Annotated in this window: 18 protein-coding genes; 13 read left to right on the forward strand and 5 right to left on the reverse strand. The window is 48.3% G+C overall.

Annotation, left to right across the window (positions count from 1 at the left end; all coding sequences use genetic code 11):
- Positions 1–98: 98 nt before the first annotated feature.
- On the reverse strand, positions 99–1,856 hold the full coding sequence (locus MKX74_RS09085) for a methyl-accepting chemotaxis protein (protein ID WP_028592341.1): 1,758 nt from the start codon (positions 1,854–1,856) through the stop codon (positions 99–101).
- 379 nt (positions 1,857–2,235) lie between these two features.
- Here MKX74_RS09085 and rpiA point away from each other — a divergent pair, with 379 nt between their 5' ends.
- From rpiA to MKX74_RS09135, 10 genes are all read left to right on the forward strand, one after another.
- Entirely contained in the window at positions 2,236–2,907 is a 672-nt protein-coding gene (gene rpiA / locus MKX74_RS09090; RefSeq protein ID WP_341178159.1) for a ribose-5-phosphate isomerase RpiA, read from the forward strand.
- Between the two features lie 94 nt (positions 2,908–3,001).
- Positions 3,002–3,445 (forward strand): MarR family winged helix-turn-helix transcriptional regulator, encoded by a 444-nt coding sequence (locus MKX74_RS09095; protein ID WP_018883567.1) that lies wholly within the window; start codon positions 3,002–3,004, stop codon positions 3,443–3,445.
- Positions 3,446–3,721: 276 nt separating this feature from the next.
- Entirely contained in the window at positions 3,722–4,810 is a 1,089-nt protein-coding gene (locus tag MKX74_RS09100; protein WP_028592344.1) for a cobalamin B12-binding domain-containing protein, read from the forward strand.
- Positions 4,807–6,531 (forward strand): ATP-binding protein, encoded by a 1,725-nt coding sequence (locus tag MKX74_RS09105; protein ID WP_018883565.1) that lies wholly within the window; start codon positions 4,807–4,809, stop codon positions 6,529–6,531. Before MKX74_RS09100 ends, MKX74_RS09105 begins: the two co-directional genes overlap by 4 nt.
- A gap of 98 nt (positions 6,532–6,629) precedes the next feature.
- Entirely contained in the window at positions 6,630–7,193 is a 564-nt protein-coding gene (locus MKX74_RS09110; protein WP_018883564.1) for a nucleotidyltransferase family protein, read from the forward strand.
- 71 nt (positions 7,194–7,264) lie between these two features.
- Positions 7,265–7,438, forward strand: a complete 174-nt coding sequence (locus MKX74_RS09115; protein WP_341178160.1) for a hypothetical protein — start codon at positions 7,265–7,267, stop codon at positions 7,436–7,438.
- 15 nt (positions 7,439–7,453) lie between these two features.
- Positions 7,454–7,882 carry a GNAT family N-acetyltransferase gene (locus MKX74_RS09120; protein WP_341178161.1) on the forward strand — a complete coding sequence of 143 codons (429 nt, stop codon included), beginning with the start codon at positions 7,454–7,456 and terminating at the stop codon, positions 7,880–7,882.
- 136 nt (positions 7,883–8,018) lie between these two features.
- The gene (locus MKX74_RS09125; protein ID WP_018883561.1) at positions 8,019–8,639 is read left to right on the forward strand and encodes a GDSL-type esterase/lipase family protein; all 621 of its coding nucleotides are present in this window, start codon (positions 8,019–8,021) and stop codon (positions 8,637–8,639) included.
- Between the two features lie 418 nt (positions 8,640–9,057).
- Complete coding sequence (locus MKX74_RS09130) at positions 9,058–11,067, forward strand: methyl-accepting chemotaxis protein (protein WP_341178162.1); 2,010 nt, start codon at positions 9,058–9,060, stop codon at positions 11,065–11,067.
- A gap of 219 nt (positions 11,068–11,286) precedes the next feature.
- Positions 11,287–14,400 carry an ATP-binding protein gene (locus MKX74_RS09135; protein ID WP_341178163.1) on the forward strand — a complete coding sequence of 1,038 codons (3,114 nt, stop codon included), beginning with the start codon at positions 11,287–11,289 and terminating at the stop codon, positions 14,398–14,400.
- A gap of 20 nt (positions 14,401–14,420) precedes the next feature.
- Here MKX74_RS09135 and MKX74_RS09140 read toward each other — a convergent pair whose 3' ends face one another.
- The 3 genes from MKX74_RS09140 to MKX74_RS09150 all read right to left on the reverse strand — a co-directional run bounded on the left by MKX74_RS09140 (position 14,421) and on the right by MKX74_RS09150 (position 18,395).
- Positions 14,421–15,098: a response regulator transcription factor gene (locus MKX74_RS09140; RefSeq protein WP_018883558.1), complete on the reverse strand. Its 678-nt coding sequence runs from the start codon at positions 15,096–15,098 to the stop codon at positions 14,421–14,423.
- Between the two features lie 339 nt (positions 15,099–15,437).
- Positions 15,438–16,112, reverse strand: coding sequence for a hypothetical protein (locus MKX74_RS09145; RefSeq protein ID WP_018883557.1), 675 nt, complete (start codon positions 16,110–16,112; stop codon positions 15,438–15,440).
- A 249-nt stretch (positions 16,113–16,361) separates the two neighbouring features.
- Positions 16,362–18,395: a beta-galactosidase gene (locus MKX74_RS09150; RefSeq protein ID WP_341178164.1), complete on the reverse strand. Its 2,034-nt coding sequence runs from the start codon at positions 18,393–18,395 to the stop codon at positions 16,362–16,364.
- Positions 18,396–18,637: 242 nt separating this feature from the next.
- Between MKX74_RS09150 and MKX74_RS09155 the strand changes: the two genes are divergently transcribed.
- Complete coding sequence (locus MKX74_RS09155; protein ID WP_231505427.1) at positions 18,638–19,507, forward strand: helix-turn-helix domain-containing protein; 870 nt, start codon at positions 18,638–18,640, stop codon at positions 19,505–19,507.
- 117 nt (positions 19,508–19,624) lie between these two features.
- Positions 19,625–20,281, forward strand: coding sequence for an SGNH/GDSL hydrolase family protein (locus tag MKX74_RS09160; protein WP_018883554.1), 657 nt, complete (start codon positions 19,625–19,627; stop codon positions 20,279–20,281).
- Between the two features lie 221 nt (positions 20,282–20,502).
- Here the strand turns inward: MKX74_RS09160 and MKX74_RS09165 are convergent, their stop codons facing one another.
- Complete coding sequence (locus tag MKX74_RS09165; protein WP_081750172.1) at positions 20,503–20,712, reverse strand: hypothetical protein; 210 nt, start codon at positions 20,710–20,712, stop codon at positions 20,503–20,505.
- Between the two features lie 130 nt (positions 20,713–20,842).
- Between MKX74_RS09165 and MKX74_RS09170 the strand changes: the two genes are divergently transcribed.
- Complete coding sequence (locus tag MKX74_RS09170; RefSeq protein ID WP_341178165.1) at positions 20,843–21,766, forward strand: DUF7638 domain-containing protein; 924 nt, start codon at positions 20,843–20,845, stop codon at positions 21,764–21,766.
- The last annotated feature ends 124 nt before the right edge of the window (positions 21,767–21,890 follow it).

Below are 21,890 nucleotides of genomic sequence, written 5' to 3' on the forward strand. Positions count from 1 at the left end.
CTCCTCCGATGAATGTTATAGGGAAAGAAAAGCCTTCCATCCGAGAAATAAGTATGGAAGGCGCTCTTTGGAAGTTAGCTATACGTTACGACTATGCATTAGCTCGGATTGGATACTTTGAAATAGGAAATCAGTTCTCTTAGTTCCTCAGACATCGAGCTGAGCTTGTTAGAGGAGTCAATGATTGAGATCGTTGAAGCCTTCTGCTCTTCCACTGTCTGAGAGATATAGCCGCTGTTGCTAGCAGTCTTGCTCACTGTGTTTGAGAGTTCTTCTGCGGTAGCCGTCATTTCCTGAGTACCTGCCGAGATCTGTTCGGTAGAGCTGGACAGGTCCTCGATCTGTGCGACAAAGCTTCTTGTAGCACCCAGAATGTTCTCGAACAATGATCCAGCTTTTTCTGTAACAGCAATTCCTTCTTCGACCTGCATGGTACCTGTCTCCATAGCGATCGAGGCTTCCTTGATCTCCTTCTGAACCTCTTCAATCAAGCCAGTGATTTGCTGGGTGGCTGCCTGGGATTGCTCAGCAAGCTTGCGGACCTCTCCAGCAACGACAGCAAAGCCTTTACCTTCCTCACCGACACGAGCTGCTTCAATGGAGGCGTTCAAGGCAAGCAGATTGGTCTGGCTGGAAATGCCACTAATAATGTTCAGAATGTTACCAATTTCCTGTGAACGACTTTCGAGCAGACGAATAGCCCGCGAAGTGTTCTTAACGGAGTCTGTAATCTTGTGCATTTGCTCAGCAGCCTGTTGTGCGACCATGTTGCCTTCCACGGAGCGCTGTTGTACGGAATCGGCCTCGGAGGCAAGACTGGAGGCATTGACTGCAATTGTCTGAATGACCGATGCCATCTCAGACATGGAACGAGCTGTGTTCATAGAAGATTGCTCTTGAGATTTGATGTTATCCGTAATTTCATTGATATTGGCGTTAATTGTGTTAACGTTGGTACCATTTTGCTCACAGATTGCGAGCAGCTCCTTGGCGGATTCATTCACTTCATCGGTTGTAAATTGTACTCGGGCCATGGTGTTGTTCATACGCTCAACCATAGTGTTGAATTTGTCATTCACAATGCCAAGGTCATCGACTCCTGCCTTGATACGAACATTCAGATTACCTTCACTGACCTCTTCGATTCCATGGATTAATTCCTTGATTGGAGACAGTGTGCGTTTGACGACAATATATTGGACGACGAAGAAAATAACGAAGAACAAGGCCATGATCGCGATACCAGTCCATAGGGTCTTGGTGAGCCCCTTAGGCACAGCGCTCGCATCCACGTCAACAGCAAAATACGCAAAAATCTTGTTGCTGCTATCCTTGAGCGGATACATCAGTGTAGTCCAGGTACCGAAGTCGTCGGAGTAAATGTCTGAGAACGTTGGGTTGCCAGCATTCAGCATCTTACCCACCGCATCTGCAATAATTACCGGCTGTTCATACATAGCACCAACGCCCATATCCGCTGCTTCGAAGTCGTTGCGCAGAGCGGTAGGCATAGCGACAATCGAGGTCCCACGACCATTTTCAAGCTCAACCCCAAAAATGTAAGCATAGTTCACGTTAGGATTGTACTTGCTTATGGTGTCGAGCGTCTCGCGCAGCTTGGTTTGTGCAGGGCCGTCATAGCTTTGCTCCGTAACCGCCTGTCTAACTTCCTCGGCATCAATCTGTTGATACCAGCTCTCCGTTACCTTTTCAATCTGGCTATGGAGCTGGTCGATCAGAACAGACTTCTGAATCAGGTAGCTGGACGCGATCAGCAGGGTCCCAATCAAAATAATGTTAATGAAAGAAAGAAGAAGGTTTTTCGTGAAAAATGAAAGTCGGGTCCAAGTTTTCAAAAATGCTCACTCCTGGTTCGAAATAATGTTGCTAGAACTCATAATCTTGACGCTAGGGAAGCTGGTGGTCATTCCTTTCTCTATGTATTGACTAAGTTGTTCTGCCCTCCTGTCATATAAGACTCAAGTCCTGGTAATTTGCTGACCCCATATGTAATATCGTAAAAAATAGTCTTAAAATGAAGAGCAAAGTGAGAGTTATATGAGATCAGGCGGATGTAAAACTTAGATGTAATTGCGTAAATATGCATTGTTATGCAATCATTAGAAAAAGAGTACAAAAATATGATACTGGAAAAACTCAAAAAAAACACCTCTAGTTATCGAAGTTTGTAGTACACTTAGGAAGTAAGATTACAAGTGGGAGTGAGCGATTATTATGAACATGAAAAAAATCGCAGCCGAGAAGGCAGTCGAAGCAATCCAGGATGGGATGAAGGTAGGCCTCGGGACTGGCTCTACTGCTTACTGGGCAATTCTGAAGATCGGTGAGCGAGTGCGTGATGGTCTGAAGATTGAAGCGGTGGCAACATCTCGTGCCTCTGAACAGTTGGCGGAGGAATCTGGCATTACACTTGTTTCCTTTGAGTCACTGGATCGCCTGGATCTCACCATTGATGGCGCTGATGAAGTGGATGAGAATCTTCATTTGGTTAAGGGCGGCGGTGGAGCATTGCTGCGAGAGAAGATCGTGGCGGCTCAGTCGGACAAGCTGATTATTGTAGCTGACGAGAGTAAGGCTGTTCAGACCTTGGGAGCTTTCCCTTTACCTGTAGAGGTAGTACCCTTCGCTCATGAATGGACCAAAAGGTCGCTTGAGGAAACGGGTGCCACAGTGAACTGGAGAAGGGCGGACGGAGACCTGTATATTACTGATAACGGCAACTACATCGCTGACTGCAGCTATGGTCAGATCAAGGAGCCGGGTTCACTGGCAGCTCTTTTGAATGCGATTCCAGGTGTCGTAGACAATGGCTTGTTCGTAGGCATGGCGGACCAAGTTATTATCGCAGCTGCTGATGGTCAGCTTCGCATCAGAAATCGAGCTTAGCATGTGGACGGGCTACAAAGCGCTGGTGATCTTGACAGTTCCATACAATTAATATATCTTTGAATTAAGATATGAGGTGTGGAGGCTGGCTTTTATGTCTAATTCAACGGATCATCAGGAAATATCCCTTAATTTGTTTGTCGTGCTAGCACGAGCTTATAATTCAGTAACATCCCGCACGAATCGAGATATTCATGGCTATGGATTGAATACTACGGAATTCGGAGTGCTGGATCTATTGTACCATCGTGGCCCGCAGCCGCTACAGAAGATCGGTGAGAAGGTCTTGATTTCCAGTGGAAATATTACCTATGTAGTGGATAAGCTTCAAAAGAAGAATATGCTGACCCGTCGGGCGTCCCAGGATGACCGGCGCGTGATCTATGCTGAGCTAACCGAGGAAGGTCGTCACTTTTTCGAGCAGATTTTCCCAGGTCATCGGGATGTTATCATGGATGCGGTCAGTGGGCTGTCTTTGAAGGAGAAGGAACAGGCCATCACCTTACTGCGTAAGCTGGGATTCGGAGCGGAGCGATAGGGTAGAGGGCTCACACTCCAATTGGCTTTACGAAGAAGTATTGGTGAAGAAGTATCGGTATTATGTATACCGGTACTTTTTTTATTTGAAGATAATAGACTTAATAAGTCCTTTATTTTACGAATTGTTTGCGAATACGGGTTAATTCATGAAGCAGTATACGTTATACTAAAGGTTGAGCTTATATTGCTGTAGCTCATCGTATTGAGGTTCAATTATAGTGTTCATCATTTTGAAGCTCGCGGTACTATATTAATCCGGATGGAGTGAATTCGCTTGAGTATACAAGCTGGATATAGCAACGCTGGCGAATTGCTACTCACACGGGCGGGTGAACTGGCTGATTGGATAGTAGATAGACAATATGATCTTCAACCCGAGCTGATGGAGCGATATGGTCCAATTGGTAAAGTGAAGACTAGGCAGGATACGCTCTATAGCCTTCAATTTCTGGCAGAGAGTGTCATGGTAGACAGTCCGAAGCTGTTTGTTCAGTACATTTCCTGGCTCAAAATTCTGCTGGAGGGGTTCGGTATCACCTCTCAGGATCTTGTGATCAACTTGCAGCTGATCGACAATGCCCTGGAGGAATTACTGGAGCACCCGGGCAAGACGATGTTGCGGGACCATTTGTTGCTCGGCATTGAACGAATCAAGGAACCAGAGGAATACCCCTCGTTCATCCGGCAGGATAACCCGTTATATGAGGAAGCTAGAACGTACCTTGACTTGCTAAGTGCAGGGAACCGAAGAGAAGCACTTGAGCTTGTGGAGGAGCTTCTGGAGAATGAGGTAGCTATAAAGGATATTTATAAATATATCTTTCAGATTACACAATATGAGATTGGACGACTGTGGCAGATGGGAGACATGAATGTCGCTCAGGAGCATTTCTGTACGGCAGCCACACAGTTCATCATGTCCAGCCTGTATGGTCGATGGATCGTTCATTCACGTGATGGATATCGGCTACTCGCCACCTGCGTAGGGCAGGAGCAGCATGAGATTGGCATTCGAATGATAGCGGATTTCTTTGAAATGGAAGGCTGGAACACGTACTATCTGGGGGCGAATGTACCGCAGCGAAATGTAATTCAGGCTATTATTGACTATAGCGTCGACCTAGTGGCACTATCGGCAACGATGGCTTTTCATGTTCATCTGATCAAGGATCTGATTGTTGCGATTCGTGCGGACGAGCGAACAGCCCATGTAAAGATCATGGTGGGTGGACAGCCGTTCAACATGGATGGCAGGCTATGGCAGGAAGTTGGAGCAGATGGCTTCGCGATAGATGCGGATCAGGCAGTGAAGGCTGCTGCTGATCTATTGTCACATATAGCCCAGGGAGGTAACACAGCATGAGTGATCCTTCGTTGGAGATTCAGAATCTACGCAAGACCATTGAGGAGCTATCCAGACAGATCGTGACAGCACAGACGGAGCAGGAACAAGTGCTAAGCGAATTCTCCGGGATGAATAATGAATTAGTGAATCTGCAAAGAAAGCTGACCAAGTCCAATTCGGAGCTGAATCAGGCGAGAATGGATGCCGAACGAGCGAATCAGGCGAAGAGTACGTTCCTTGCCATGGTAAGCCATGAAATTCGTACACCCATGAACGGAATGCTTGGCTTGACAGAGGTGCTTCTGGCAGAGGAGCTACCTGCTGCCCAGCGGGAGTCGATACAGTGGATTCAGCAGTCAGGCAAGCTGCTGCTGGACATGGTGAACAATCTGCTCGATCTATCCAAAATTGAGGCCGGAGAAATGAAGCTGCAGGCTACCTCTATCAATCTGCAGGATATGATGAAGCAAGTTACAGCTTTGCTTGAGGTACAGGCTGCTCAGAAAGGCAATGTGATCTCTACGGAGCTGGAGCAGGGCGTGGAAACAAGGCTCATCGGGGATGCAGCGAGACTCACACAGGTACTGCTCAACTTACTTGGCAATGCTAACAAATTCACGGTTGCCGGGCAGCTGCAGATCAAGATCAGGCTATTGGAGAATAGCGACGAGCAGCAACGTCTGCGTGTTGAGGTGAGCGACACCGGCATAGGCATTTCAGAAGCTGATCAATCCATATTATTTCAGCCCTATACCCAAACGGTAGAGGGACAGACAACGCCACATGGAGGCACAGGCCTGGGTCTATGGATTAGCAAGCTGTTCGTGGAAATGATGGGCGGTCAGATCGGATGTATCAGCGTAGAGCAGGAGGGAGCAACTTTCTGGATTGAGTTAGAGCTGCGCAAGGCCCGTGATCCTGAGCTTCACCTCACGCATACTACGAAGGCTGGTGCTCCAGCAGAACTATCGGAGTGTCACAAGATGGATACCATGCTGCCGATTCTCGTAGTAGAGGATCAGCTTGTGAACCGGAAGGTGATTGGGGAGCAGCTAAGACGATTGGGGCTGGAAGAGCTGGATTTTGCGGTAAGCGGTGAAGAGGCTGTAGAGTATGCGCGTAACCGCCATTACGGCTGCATACTGATGGATCTTCATTTGCCGAAGCTTGATGGATATGCTGCGGCAGCTCATATTCGTGCACACGAACTGCAATCGCAAAGCGAACGGATACCCATTATCGCCTTATCCGGTAGCTCTGGTGAAGAGGAAAGGAGCAAGGGGGCGACTGCGGGCATTGACGACTTCCTGCAAAAGCCAGCCTCGATTCATTTGCTAAGGGAGAAGCTGCAGCACTGGCTTCCCCAAGCTGCACCAGAGGAGGCTCTCATTGATGAAGAGGTCATCCGAGACATCATGGCTCTGGATGAGGATGGAAGCACAGAGCTGCTTGCTTCATTGCTGGATATATATAAGGGTGATACGCCAGGTAAGCTGCAACGCTTGATCGGTCTGCTGGAGCAGGAGAAGTTCGATCCGTGTGTGTATAATCAAATATTGGAGGCTGCGCACGAGCTAAAATCAGGAAGTCTCAGTCTGGGCATCAAGCGAATGTCGATCATGTTCGCTGATATTGAGCAAGCTGCGCGTGATCGGAAGCTGTCGACCGTCAAACCGGTCATATCCAAGCTGGAGCCAACGTATCACATGACCTGCACTGCTCTCGAAGCTTTTTTGTAGATTGTAGTTGATAGGCTGTAGTTTGGAAGTTGTTCTTGGACATGCATGTACTCTGTAACGAGTGCGTGCATGTTATTTTCATCTTAGGGAGGTATCTGATGGAACATCATATCAACATAGAGCAGCGTGAGCGGCTGCTGGCTTGGCTGGAAGACCCACAGGTATATGATGATTTGAGACGTGTGAGGGAGCTCGGACTACCGCAAGCCTGCATCGCGGCCGGATATGTGCGGAACCGGGTCTGGGACAAGCTTCACGGCTATGTGTCCTTGACCCCTTTAAATGATATTGACGTCATATACTTTGATCCCGAGCAGCAGAGCGAGGAGCGGGATGAATGGCTTGAACAGCAGCTGGGCCGGGATCAGATTCATCGGAACTGGTCGGTCAAGAATCAGGCACACATGCATATACGCAATGGACATGCTCCATACGCTTCAGTGTCCGATGCGATGCGTTATTGGCCAGAGACAGCTACGGCGGTAGGCATCTATCTGGACCAGGAGGATCAGCTTCAGATCGTCGCTCCTTTCGGGCTTCAGGATCTAATGGACTTGAAGGTACGCAAGGGTCCATACTTTCGGAGCGACACCTATTTCCGGCAACGGGTGTTCGACAAGCAGTGGCTGGATACCTGGCCGCTTCTAATCGTGGAAGCATAACCTGCAATCCTGCAATAGGATGCATTAATAAAAAGAACGGATATGACACAAAGCATACAGGAGGCTTCAACGTGAACCGTAAGAGACTTAGGATCGTTTTAGGTGTTCTGGTGATAATCGTGCTCCTTGTAGTAATTATTCCGCTCGTGGGATACTTTGGCGTCAGCAGTGCCGACTCATTTTCAAATGAAACATTTTATTATCTTCAACTAGGGGCAAGCTTGTCTGCCCCAACAATCAGCTGATCAGGAGGAACCAACATGTTCAAGGATATCAGGAATGAATTAGTGCAACGCCCCGAAATTAGAGAGCTGCTAGGCTACGCGGCTATTCCGACTGGAGAAGAGGAGGACGAGCTGCTTGAGCATTATGCTTCGTTGGCAGACTGGCATCTATACGGGTATGAGGACGAGGGGCTGATCGTTGGGATCACCGGCTTCGTTGAGCAGGCCGATGGGGAGCTGAAGCTGCAGCATCTGGCTGTTCTTCCGGAGAATCGACATAAAGGGTATGCCAGAGGAATGCTGCTGGAATTGATCAAGGAGCGTGAGCTACAGCGTATGACGGCAAATACCGATGAGGAAGGAGCACAGTTCTTCAGACAGCTCGGATTTGCGGTATACATAACGAAGGATACGCACACTGGACTTGAGCATTACCGCTGTGTGTATGAAGTAGAGCTCGACTAAGCATTCACCGTGCCCGTATCCCCTGTCTTTACATATACTGCATTAACGCCAGTTCAGCGGAGCGTTGCTTCGGCAGTGTAATCATTGTAGCAGAAGCATAGTTCTGCGAGGGTGAACCGACAGGGAGGCAGGGAATATGGCATATCGCTATACGGCTCTTGGTGACTCGCTCACGGTAGGGACCGGGGCACTGCCTGGCAGCGGCTTCGTTCCTCTCTATAGAAGCATGGCACAGCGGTCACTGCAAGAGCGAATTATACTGCATAATTATGGAGTGAACGGGATGACTTCAGGAGAGTTGCTCAGTCAGTTGAACAGCTCTACCTTGCTGGAGAGCGGGGTGAGTCAGGCCAATATCATCACCGTCAGTATCGGGGGCAATGATCTGCTCAGGATGGCGCGCTCAGGCATGCAGCGGGATGCAGGAGGGGATCTGGAGATGACCAAACGCAATGTGCGCCGGATCGTGAATACGCTGCTGCAGATCAAGAGAGGCAGCCGGGAACCCTTCTTTATTCGAATTCTGGGGCTGTACAACCCACTGCCGCGCTATCCGCAGGCACAGTATTGGGTGGGGCAATACAATCGTTTTCTCAGCACAATGAATGCTGGGGTCATTCGGGCAGTCCAGATTCAGGACAGCTTCGCAGGCCAAGAGCGCCGTCTGCTCTCACTGGATGGGATCCATCCTAACGGACGAGGCTATCGAGTGATCGCTGCACAATTGAATCAAGCAGGATATTATCCGCTGAGATAGGCTCTAGCTGACTAGATCTGATTAGAGCTGATTAGAAATGATGGTGTAACAAGAGGGATGTCCTTCGCCTTTGGGCTGAAGGATGTCCTTTTTTTGTGCAGAGCTGTTGGTAGGTGCTGTTAGCATGTGCTTTTGCGAAAATCATTTATTGATATCCTTATATTCGCTTTATTTTTGTCGAATGACGACGAACGTCATAGAGAATTGCCATAAATGCGCTTAAGTTTTCTTAACAAGTGTTAAGGAAATTCATAGTTTTCTTATGAATGGTTAGCATTTGATTTAATGATTTTCTCCTATACTTAGCACGGTAGTTCTTTGGTCTTAGTTCTTGCTGCTTCAGATTATATTGAAGGTTGTTATTCGCTCATGAATATGGATTGAGGAACTATAAAACCAGAAGAAGAGGTGTGAGGAATTGAATTCGAAAGTGGCAAAACTCGAAAAAACAGGGTGGTTGACCCGTATTCAAAAAAACTTCAAAACGAAGCTGATCCTGTCTTTTCTTGTGTTTTTGGTTGCCCCATCCATACTAGTAGGGGTGCTGGCATACTTTAATGCCAAAGAACAAGTGGAGAAGCAAATTGTACATGGTGCAGAGGAAGCTGTGAAGCTGGGGGATCTGGCCATCACCATAGCCATTCAGTCCAAAATCAGTGATATTAAGACCTACGCTGAGCAGTTGGATGAAGCGCTCTACACCAACGAAGAAGATGATTACATCACAGGGGAGTTCGCCCAATATTTGCAGCAAAATGAAGATGCCTCCGCGATTCAGCTTGCTGCTGAATCAGGATTGTATATGACCTCTGCTCCAGCGGAGGAGATCCCGGCAGGCTATGACCCAAGAGAACAGGCCTGGTACAAGGAAGCGCTGAGCAAGCCGAGCGAAGTGACGGTTAGCGCTCCTTATCGCTCAGAGAATTCAGATGATTTTACAGTTACCATTGCCAAAGCGCTGGATGATGGAACAGGTGTTATTGGAATTGACCTTAAGCTAACCATGTTTCGGGATTGGATGCAGAACGTCAAGATTGGTGAACAGGGCTATATGGTGATGCTGGATACCAGTCGCACATACATCTATCATCCTACACTTGAAGCGGGCACAAATGCAGAGGATGCTTTTTGGAATCAGGTATACGAGAATCCATCCGGCAGCTTCTCCTACAAGGTGGGTGAGGACGATAAACTGATGTATTTTACAACGAATCCCCTGACAGGCTGGAAGCTGGCTGGTACGATGTATACCTCTGAAATGGTGGAGGCGGCCAAGCCTATTTTGACGAGCATGCTGTGGATTCTTCTCATCTGTCTAGCAGTAGGAATTGTGCTGGTATGGCTTGTCGTCCGTTCTATCATTCGTCCGATCGAGAAGCTGAAGGGACAAGCTATTCTTCTGAGTGAAGGTGATCTGACGCAGGAATTCGTTCGACAAAGCCATGATGAGATCGGTGATCTGACCGATGCCTTTGGCAAGATGCAGGGCAATCTACGTCTATTAATTCAGAGCATTGAGAGCAGCTCACGCCAGGTTGTAACTTCCGCTGGAGAGATGACACAAAGTACAGAATCCACCAGTGCGGCAAGTGAGGATGTAGCGAAGGCCGTTCAGGAAATTGCCAGCAGTGCAGAGAAACAAAATGTGAGTATTGTCCAGAACAATGTTGCCCTCGATGAAATCGCCGTAGGTATTACCCGAATTGCGGAACGCTCTGGTCAGGTTGCAGGTCTGACTCGCCACACCACGTCCCAAGCTGAGGAAGGTGGGGAGTCTGTGCGGCTGACGGTGAGGCAAATGGGCTCAATTCATGAGACGGTGGAGCAGGCGAACCACATCATCCAGGTCTTGAGTGATCGTTCTGTGAAGATTGCTTCGATTACGACGTTTATAGGAGACATAGCCAATCAGACGAACCTTCTGGCATTAAATGCTTCCATTGAAGCAGCACGGGCAGGAGAGCATGGAAAAGGCTTCGCAGTCGTTGCCGAGGAGATTCGCAAACTTGCGGAGCAATCGGGACAATCTGTTAAGGATATTACGCAGCTTACAGAAGTGATCAAGCAGGATATGGAGGCTTCTGTGAGTATGATGAATAAGATCTCGGGCGAGGTTCGTGACGGTATGGATATCTCCACAGCCACGATCAGCAAGTTCGAGACAATACTGAATAGCATGCAGGAGATGACACCGCAGGTTGAAGAGGTGGCTGCTATATCCCAGCAAATTACAGCCGGGGTCGAAGAGGTATCCGCAGTGGCTTCTGAGCTGGCTCAGATTGCTACAGGCAATGCGGGCACAGCGGAGGAGGTGGCCGCATCCTCAGAGGAGCAGCTGGCTGCAATGCAGCAGGTATCAGCCTCTGCACTTAGTCTCGCAGATATGGCGGAGCAGCTGCAGCAATTAATACGGAAGTTCAAATATTGAGAGGCTACTTTTCACACAGATGAATCTGTTTTGGTTGCTTCAATTAGCCTTCACATACTATGATTAAAGGAACTAGGTTTCATAGTTATGCAATTCTCTGATCTGGATGGTGGGCACTTGATACTAGATTTTATGCTACCGGCATTGATTGTTCTTTGCTCGATCTATCTTCTTCATTCCTGTCTTGAGCAGGATAAGCTAATTTATATGAAGCAGCCAATGCGTACATGGGTTGTAGGCATAGTGCTAGGAGTGGTAGCCCTTGTGCTACTTACTGTCCGTCAGGGTCTACATCATCCAATGGAAATGAGCATGCTCGGGATCGTATATATGCTGGGGATTTATTTTGGTCGGGCAGGGTCTGCAGTAATCATATTCATGATGTTATTGATCTTCCGGATGATGGACCCTGCTTCCTATGCCATGAACTGGCAGTATTGGACAGCTGAGCTTGTGTATATAGCTGGATTGTGCCTCCTGAATGCCTTTTTGAAGAGTTTTTTCGTACAGTGGCTGTCAGGAGGTCTTTTTTTGTTATTGAACTGTATGCTGCTTGGGTTGTTTCAGGGCTTTGCCGCAGGATGGATGTGTCGAATACTGTCGCTGGCCCTGATGTTGTTAATGGTCATTATATTATTGTCCGTGTTAGCGAGGTCCAGAGAGCGACAGCAACGCCTCATGCAGAGCTATCGTCAGCTTGAGGAGCTTGTGGAGCATCAGCCAGGGTTCACCTTTATTGTAGAGAAGAGAAACGGGAGGTATGAGTATCTCTTCTCCGAAGGTGAGATGCTCCAGTTAATTGGTGTTCCTCCTCACCGACAGGGGCAGCCTATGGGATCGACTGGGCTGGACAGTGAGATTTTTCCGCAAGAGATCATTGAGTTTATCCATCAGAAGTATCAGGAGGCCTGGGAAGGCAAGCCAGTCTATTATGAGGTTGAATGTCTCGGTCACTATGCACTGGTGAAGCTCCAGCCGATTGTAGATGAGCATGGAAGAGTTCAGCGTCTGATAGGGTATGGTGTTAACATTGCTACGTATAAGTCGGTCAGGCGTCAGCTTCAGGAACAGGGAGAGGGCTTTGCATTTCTGAAGGAATACGCAGAGGACTGGATTATGGAGTTCACGGCTGATGGTCGTATTATGTATGCCAATTCAAATGCGCTGCAAGCGCTTCAGCTCGAGCTTCCCCAGATTATGAATCAGCACCTTGAGAAGCTGGTACATATAGAGCAAGAGGAGCAATGGGTGAGGCTGATGAGAAGCACGCAGCATAATGAAGGAACGAAGCAGACCGAGCTTAGGATCATATTGGACAATGGCATGTCGTCGTATTACAACGTGTACATTCTTCCTTTCTATCACAGGGATGTACTTGTGCGAATTCAAGCCGTATTTCAGAATATCACGGATGCTCGTGAGCGTGAGGCGGCGGTGGAGGCCAGTGCGGCCAAGAGCGAATTCCTGACTTATATGACCCATGAAATCAGGACGATACTGAATGGGCTTATCGGTTTTTTGCTACTACTACAGCGAACCAGGTTGTCTCCGATTCAGCAGGATTATGTGCGCAAGATGAATGATTCCTCCCACTCACTCATGAATGTTACAAATGATATTCTGGATATGGCGAAGATCGAGGCAGGAAAGCTGGTTCTAGAGCAGGTGCCCTTTCATTTCGAAAAATGGATCAAGGGACTGGCGGACAAGACAAGCGTCTATCCGCGACAACAGAATGTAGAGCTGGTGTTCTACACAGATCCCGATTGTCCACTCTATGTTGTTGGTGACCCCTATCGACTGGAGCAGGTGTTGCTTAATTTACTGAGCAATGCAGTCAAATTTACGGATGCTGGTCACGTTCTGCTGAGGACAGAGGTCATCTCGCTAGAGGCAGAGCAAGTCCGAATTCTCTTTGAGATTGAGGACACGGGGATCGGTATGACGAAGGAGCAAATGTCGCGGGTGTTCATGTCATTTACACAGGGGGACCCGGATATAAGTCGAAAGTATGGCGGAACGGGTCTGGGATTATTCATTTGCAAGCATCTGGTGGAGTCTATGGGTGGTAGTCTGGAGGTGGATAGCGCATTTGGCAGCTACAGCCGCTTCTACTTTGAGCTAAGCTTTGCACTGGCAGCTTCACAGGAGCAAACCCTACCTGATCACACGGAAGTAAGTATTCCTAATTACGAGACAGCCATCGTGGATCACCCATCCCATTCCAGAGAGAGTATGACTCAGATTCTGCAATCCTTTGGCATGAATCCGCGTGTATTTTCAAGCTTTAAGGAGTTCATCAGCTCGGGCTGGGGAACGTCAAATGATCAGGGCGGTCAGCACGTGCTAATTATGAACGTAGCCGCCTGTGCAGAAGATCCCCTGGAGCGTAGAATTATGGAACTGACGAGGCTGCTGCGACCCTATCTGCATATTGTGGTGTGCTCGGATGCAGGTAACGTTATAGTGGCTGAGGCACATGATTACGAAGTGGAGACAGATGCCCGTCTCTTTAAGCCCGTTACCCGTCTTGGACTCTTGGAAGTGTTTGAGATGTTGGAGGAGCCCGCTCTAACATCAGAAGGAAGCACTGAACAGGATATGTCCGAGCCGGCCTCCTTAATAGAGAAGAAATGTATTCTAGTAGGTGAGGATGAACGCATTAGTCAGCTTGTCATCGAAGGATTACTTGGTTATCTGGGATATGAGGTGACAATCGCAAGTAATGGCTATGAGGTGCTGGATTGGTTGGAGAAGAAGCCGTGGAGTCTGATCTTTCTGGATCTGTCCATGCCTAAGCTGGGCGGTATGGAGACCGCGTTGCACATTCGGAGAATACGTGCGTATGATCAGACGCCGATCATTGCGATCACTGCGAACAGTGTCAAGTCTGTACACGAGCAATGCCTGTCGAGCGGAATTAATGAAGTGCTGATGAAGCCTGTACACTCGGAACGGCTAATGAGGATCGTAGATGCTTGGTCGGGCATGAATGGTTTGCGCAGTATTCAAGGAGTGGATATTGAGCAAGCGCTAACCCAAATGGATGAGAAAATGCATATTCTCCAGTTTGCACTGAGAAGATTCAAGACGGAGTACGAGCCGTTCGGCAGTATCGTACAGCAGGAGCTGCACGACAAGAACTTCGACCAGGTGTCCCGTAGAATCCACACCTTGAAGGGAGCTGCTGCCAATCTATATGCCAGACGATTGCAGCAGAAGGTGATTGAAATGGAGGAGTTGCTGCAGCATGGGGCTCTTGAGCATGAGATAGAGCTTACATTAGAGGAAGTGCTTCATGAGCTTCAGCTTATTTTACAATCCATGCCGTAGTGAGGGATTATAATGGTAATTCAAGGTGTGAATTTGTAACCGACGCCCCATATCGTATGTATGTATCTAGGCTGCTTGGGATTTTCTTCGAGCTTCTTGCGCAGCTTGGTAATGTGAACATCCACTGTACGGTCGTTGATATAGGAGTCAACACCACGAATGGCTTCAATAAGGGCGTAACGGCTAAATACTTTGCCGGGGTTCAGCAGAAAAAGCTTCATAATCTCGAATTCTGAAAAGGTCGTCTCAATCTTGCTGTAATTATGAAGAATGATTCTTCGTTCCAAATCTATGGTGACTCCTGGTTCAGGAGCTGGCCCTGTTGTGGGATTCACCGGATGTGAGCTCCGTCTTAATACAGCTTCAATTCTGGCCTTAAGCTCCTGCATGCTGAAGGGCTTGCACACGAAATCATCAGCTCCCTCGGTTAACGAGCGGATCCGTTCATGAACATCCGTCAATGAGGAGGTCACAATGATCGGAGCCTGAGTATGGCCTCGAATGAGTGCGCAGGGATTAATCCCTTGTGAGTCTGGCAACACCAGATCCAGAATAATGATATCCGGCTGGGAGCTCAACAAGATCAGGCCCCTCTCGGCATTGTCCACTCTGCTCACTTCATAGCCTTCTCCTTGTAGATAAAGAGCCAGTGTGTCGCCAAGCATATGGTCGTCTTCGATGATAAGCACTCTGATCATGATATTCCTCTCTTGGATTCATCAGCTACTAGCTTATTGAAATGCTCTAATATATTTGTAAAAAGGTGCAAGTATACTTGTTAATCTATACGTAAGGCAGGGGTCTGTCAAGAAAACCCTTCATCCTTTGGAAAGTCTTGCTGATGGTGACAATGGACGGATTTGAGAAGTTGAGAGCTCATAATCGTTGTACTGGATTGAAACATTGAACAGATACACTGTAAGGAAGCATTGCATTGCAGAGTGGAATGAAGTACTAGCATGCAGCATAACAAAGATGGCTGTAATGATGGGTAGCAGAAAGACGCACTCCCGATCGGGGGTGCGTCTATTGGCATGCTATTTCTTCATTTTATTGACCCAACTTCGCAGTGCCCATTTGCGCTCACTCTTTTTACGATATTTGGGCAACGTACGATAAATGGCCAGTGACTGGGTGAATGCTTCGTGCGCTTCACGGCTTCTCCCCAGCGATTGATAAATTATTCCCGATAAATAATAGCCTTCACATGAAGAGGATTGAATGCTCTGAAATTGCTCCAGATAGCCTAGGGCCTTGGATTGATCCTTATCCTTGAAGGCATCTGCCAGCCTTAGCCAAGGCTCACCGTATTGTACGCGCGGATTAATAGATAAGGCCTTCAACAAGTGAGCTTCTCCTTGGTCCGACTGGCCCAGCATAATCCTACTAGTGCCTACTGCATTCCAGTAATCAGCAGAATCATCATAGCTGTCCTTGATCTCCCCCAGGTAACGCAGAGACTCTTCATATTTTTTGCGAATAATCAGGTTACGTGCAAGATCCAGCTTGGCCGATACATCATTCGCATTCAGCGCAATCTGATCTCGCAGCCGGGCTGCTTCGCGTCTACGCTTCAAGGGACGAGTCAGACTCGGGAAGATGCCGATGAATTGGCGATCAAGTACATAGATGATGATCAGCAGGAGCAGCAGGGCGAGGAAAGGATTGCCCACCAGCCACCATAATGCCGAAAAGATGATAAACTTGCTCATTGTCGTTCCTTCAACTCCTCATTCAGCCTAGCGGATGCCAATACATGGATATTATAGCACAGCGCTGGATTGCTGAACTACGGTTTTCTTTTTTTGGCAGCAGCACAGACAGGAGTGGCAATGATGAAATGTGCCACTCCTGTAACTAAACGGGAGATCCAGCAATCCACAGAAATGCTTCTCAAGATGCTTCCCAAGTTGCGTCTCCATTTGCTTCTCAAATTGTTGTACTTCTATATGTTCCGCGATCTAATGCTGGCTTGGTCTCAAGATATGCACATCATGGCCGGCAATGGTGACCTCGCCACTATATTCGTGTTTGCTGATCAACTCCAATGCTGTACCCTCCTGAATGTAATATTGTTGAGGCTCACGGTCATGGTTCATAACGAAGATATAATCCGTACCCTCCTTGGAGCGAACACTGATCTCCACACTGTCAGGAGCGGTGATTGGAGCCCCAATGCCGAGTTCAGTGCAGATATGGGTTAGCAGTCCATTCAGAAATTCCTGATCCGGGTCGGTTGCCATGTACCAGGCCGCACCATTACCCCAACGGTTGCGAGTGAGCGCAGGCATACCCTGATAGAAATCTTCGCCATAGACCGCAATCGTATCAGCGCCTTCTGTATGCAGCAGGTCGCAGAGCAGTCCACATGGATAGGCCCCCTCTAGTACGCCTGTTTTTTCCTTCATCACGATACGATTCTTTTGGGTCGGCAAGAGCGCGTCGATCTCTTCCACCCATATGCCAAGCAGCTTCCGCAGCTTGCCAGGATATCCACCAAGTATTACCAGATCGTGTTCATCGACAATACCGCTGAAGAAGGTAGTCAGGAATGTGCCGCCTTGCTCGACAAAATGCTCCAGCCGCCCTGCTACACCCTCCTTTACCATGTACAGCACAGGTGCGACAACGATATCGTATTTAGTGAATTCTGTAGATGGACTGATGATATCAACCTGAACATGCTGATCGAAGAATGCTTTGTAGTATTTGTGTATCTGCTCTAGATACTTCAGAGCGACGGTTGGCCCACTGGATTTCTCAATCGCCCACCAGTTATCCCAATCAAAAATAATAGCTGCCCGCGAAGGAACGGAAGCATCCAGAAGGGTATCTCCCAGTGCCTTCAGTTCAGCGCCCAATTGAGTGACCTCTCTAAATACACGGGTATGCTCATGTCCGACGTGCTCGATGACAGCTCCATGATATTTCTCGCATGCGCCGATAGAGCGGCGAAGCTGGAAGAACAGGACGGTATCAGCTCCATGAGCAATGGACTGGTAGCTCCATAGCCGCATTACGCCCGGTCTCTTCAGCGAATTGTAAGGCATCCAGTTCTGCTGGCTCGGAGTCTGCTCCATTAGCATGAAGGGCTGACCATCCTTGAGGCCGCGCATGAGATCATGCGCCATTGCTGTGAAGCTGAAAGGTGTGTCCAGGGCGGGATAGCTATCCCAGGAGACGATATCCAGATGCTGTGCCCATTTGAAATAATCGAGCTCCTTATAGAAGCCCATCAGATTCGTCGTAATGATCGAATCCGGGATGCGTCGTTTGATCGCATGATACTCCAGCAGGTAGCATTCCAGCAGACTATCCGAATTGAAGCGTGAATAATCCAGTGATATCCCCTGGAAATTCGATTTGTTATTTCCCCAATGCTCAGACAGATTGCTCGGCAATACGATCTCATCCCAGTCATAGAAGGTGTGCCCCCAGAAGGAGGTGTTCCACGCCCGGTTGAGGTTCTCTACGGTACCGTAGCGCTTCTTCAGCCACACACGAAAAGCTGCCTCGCAATGCTCGCAGTAGCACTCGCCACCATATTCATTGGAGACATGCCACACCAGCACGGCTGGATGATTCTGATAACGCTCTGCCAGCCGCTCTGCCATTCGTTCTGCATATTTGCGATAGGTTGGACTGTTAGGACAGGAATTGTGCCTCCCGCCGAACTTGCGCTTGCGCCCATCCGCATCGACACGCAGCACATCCGGATATCTCTTCGCCATCCAGGCCGGATGGGCAGCTGTGCTGGTAGCCAGACAGACATAGACACCATTCGCATACAGGCTTTCAATGAGCTCATCCAGCCACTCGAAATGATAGGTGGATTCGTCAGGCTGATTTTTCGCCCAAGCGAACACGTTTATCGTAGCCATATCTATGCCTGCCAGCTTAAATAGCCGTAGATCCTCAGTATGAATGTCCTTGCTCCACTGCTCTGGATTGTAATCACCACCATAAAAAACCTTGGGCAGCTTGCTACTGATCATGATCAAGCACCTCTTTCATGAAAGTAAGACACCAAAGTAAAACACTTTACGATACAGAGCTACGACAGAACTCAATAACAAGAACTCATAACAGAGCTCACATAACAAGAACTCACAACAGAACTCACATAACAGAATTGAATATATAAGAATAACTCTATGCTATATGAAATCATTATTCTTGAATATATAATAAAAGTCAGAGTGTATATAAGAAAATGGAAGTGAGTAGAGTGAATGAAATGGAGTGGAAAGAGCAACGGGAACCGCAGCTTCACAATATGCACAACAATGTGCACAAACGATATTTTCTTACCTCACGCGAGCAGAAGCTTCCATTGTTCATTGATAGCATTGGTCTAAATGGACAGCAGGAGGATGTAGACCGTCCAGAGGGCTTCCCGTGTTTTCATTGGCTGCAGACTATTCAGGGGGAAGGGGTAATGAGCTTCGGGGGCGCTTCGTTCAAAATGGGGGAGAATACGGGGGTGCTGCTGCCACCAGGGGAGCCTCACAGGTACAATCGCCGCAGTAATGTATGGCAGACGCTGTATATCACGTTTACCGGCCCCTTGTGCTTGGCTGTTATCGCCGCTTTGGGCTTGAAGCCAGCCTCCTTGTACTACTGGGAGCAGGGGAACGAGTTGGATGGCTTCGGTATTCAGGTGCTGGATTCCATTGCAAGCGACAGAGATTTGTTAGGGCTGGATGCCTCTTCTGATATGTATAGATTCCTGGCCATGCTTAAGAAGCATGGTCGAACCGGCACTCTGCCATCACTATACCAACAGGTGGAGAGAACGATTCCTGTACTGGAGTATATGGAGCAGCATTATGGTGACCCTTCTCTGGGGCTTGGAGACATGGCTGCAATTTTGGGTGTCAGCATCAGACATCTGAATTCTCTGTTCAAGCAATCTATGGGCATTACTGCATATGCTTGTCTAATTATGATTCGAATGCGCAAAGCGAAAGAGCTCATGACAGAGTTCCCTGCCATGCCTGTCCGTGCAATTGCCGAGCGTGTTGGATTCCGTGACAGCAGCCATTTTGTAGCGACCTTCAGGAGGCATGAAGGTGTAACACCACAGCAATTTCGAATACTCCATTAAGCTTGCACCAATACTGATTGTCAGTCTTTGTAAAATGATCTTGCAGAGTCTGGAATACAATGGTTATCATGGAGGTAGCTCGACTACTATTATAGGGAACAAGGTGGAGGGACCGGGATGAAGTTAAGCAGTCAGGACCGTTGGGTATTCATTGGCGATTCGATTACGGATTGTGGACGTGCCAGACCGATTGGCGAGGGAGGAAACGGGGCTCTTGGCAATGGGTATGTAGCGCAGATTGATGCTTTGCTCCGAGCGGTGTATCCGGATCTGAACATTCGTATATCCAATGTGGGAACGAGCGGGAACACCGTGCGTGACCTCAAGGAACGTTGGAGTAACGATGTACTGGATCTCAAGCCGGATTGGCTAGCTGTTAAGATCGGTGTGAACGATGTATGGAGACAATTCGATGCTGCCGCACGTCCTGAACAGCATGTCTATCTGGATGAGTACAAGCGCACCTTGCGTGAGCTATTGACCCCTGTGCGTTCGTCGGTGAAAGGGTTGGTGTTGATCACGCCGTACTATCTGGAAGCGAATACAGAGGACCCCATGCGTGCTACGATGGATGTTTACGGAGCCGCTGTGAAGGAGATTGCCGAAGAATTGGAGGCCATTCTTGTAGATACGCAAGCGGCTTTTGATCGACAATGGGAGTTCATATATCCGGCTGCTTTGGCATGGGACAGGGTCCACCCGGATCAAGCAGGGCATATGATTATTACGCGTGCAGTGCTTGAAGCCATCGGCTTTGATTGGAATAGAGCTTGATTATAGAAGGCCAACTTAAGCAGGCAGGTCAGCCAGGGTGCTCCCGAAGCCGACCTGCCTGCTTAGATGTGTCTCTATCGGTTAACCAGGAACTCCGGAAACTGAATGGCTGATAAGATGGATTTATAGCCCCATTGAATGGTGAGTGTCCCTGTTCAAAAGTACGCAAGTATGCTTGTCTGTAGATGGTTGGATATCCTGCCGTGTAGTACGCGTCAGGCTTAACGCCGACGCGATTTTTTGCGGCGCGCGGAGACTTGGCAGCTAGGACCATTGGTGACGGACACAGGGAACTGATGATTGTAGATCGGTACAACGTGGCACTCATTAACGATCTCGATTGGATGAATGACAGGGATGACCTGTGGGTAGAACAGATGATTTACAACTTGCACAGGTGGGCACACAATTGGATTTACTGGGCAGCTCATGACAGCAGCTCCTTTCGTTGTTTGCTATAAAATATTACAAAACTTGTGTTTTGCTTGGACAACAGCTGAGCTGTCGTTAATATGGTCCAATATCAGATGTCAGATGTAGTCAATAGAGAGGTGAAGACAGATGCAGAGAATTCGAAGACAGAAGCAGGTCGAGGGGACAACTACCCATGGCATTATACATAACGCAGATCATCATTTTCTCGTCCAGGTGCAGATCTATGAGGATGGGATGGTGAATTGCTGGGAGCTCGTAGATCTAAAGGGACTGGGGCAAAAGATTGACGAGTACTGGCTGGGACCGGATATACCTGACGGAGAGACACTGTCTCTACATGGTCTGGGTGCCTTCATCGTCGGAACGGCGGATTGGTCATTCGATAACGATAGCTACTACCAGCACATCGAGGGAAAGGTACGGTCACTGAATCCAGAGTTTCGCAATATTTACGAGATTACTGCCCGAGAGCGGGAGCTAATGGAAGTGCGAAGAATCAGTCCTTCCCCGAAGGCAGTTGATTTTGTTGTCATTCAAGAGATGTTCTATAGCACTATTGAGGGTGACGGCTTCTGCATGTTCATGAGAGAGCAAGGGAAAAATTACCTTGTCAATCTTGTCGTGTATGAGAATGGAATCGTGCATATTTATGGCTTGCCAGATTCGCGTGAGATTCCTATTGAAGACCTAGAGGCTTCGTTCGCGGATGGAACGTTGTTCACTACAGGGGCTTATCCGCTGGTTGTCTCGATCCCGGAGCTTGGGAAGATCACCTTCACAGAGGAGCTGTATGCGGAAGTAGCGGAAGATAAATATAAGGAGCTCCTGGACAAGTATAAGAAGCTAAAGGGTGAGCAGACATCCCTTGAGGAGTGTCGTGCTGCTTATCACTTGTATCTGGAGTTCCCAAGTGAGTTCAACCGTGAGCGCCTGAAGACAGCCTATGAGCAAGTACCTGAGCATATGCGAATGTATCTGGGGGACATGGACACGAGGGATTCTGATTACCAGCGTATTCTGTACTCGCCGGAGGATAAGCGCGAGGTGTGATGGGTATGGCAAAAAAAATCGGACGCCCCTTGCGGAGCGCCCTTCGATGGGAGAGGAGAAACCGGACGAAGAGCTTATGGGGAAACGTAAGCCTTCTCCGCGGTTGTCTACGGCATCGGTTAAA

Origin of the sequence: Paenibacillus sp. FSL K6-1230 (genome assembly GCF_038002385.1) — a bacterium.
GTDB classification, from domain to species: Bacteria; Bacillota; Bacilli; order Paenibacillales; family Paenibacillaceae; genus Paenibacillus; species Paenibacillus massiliensis.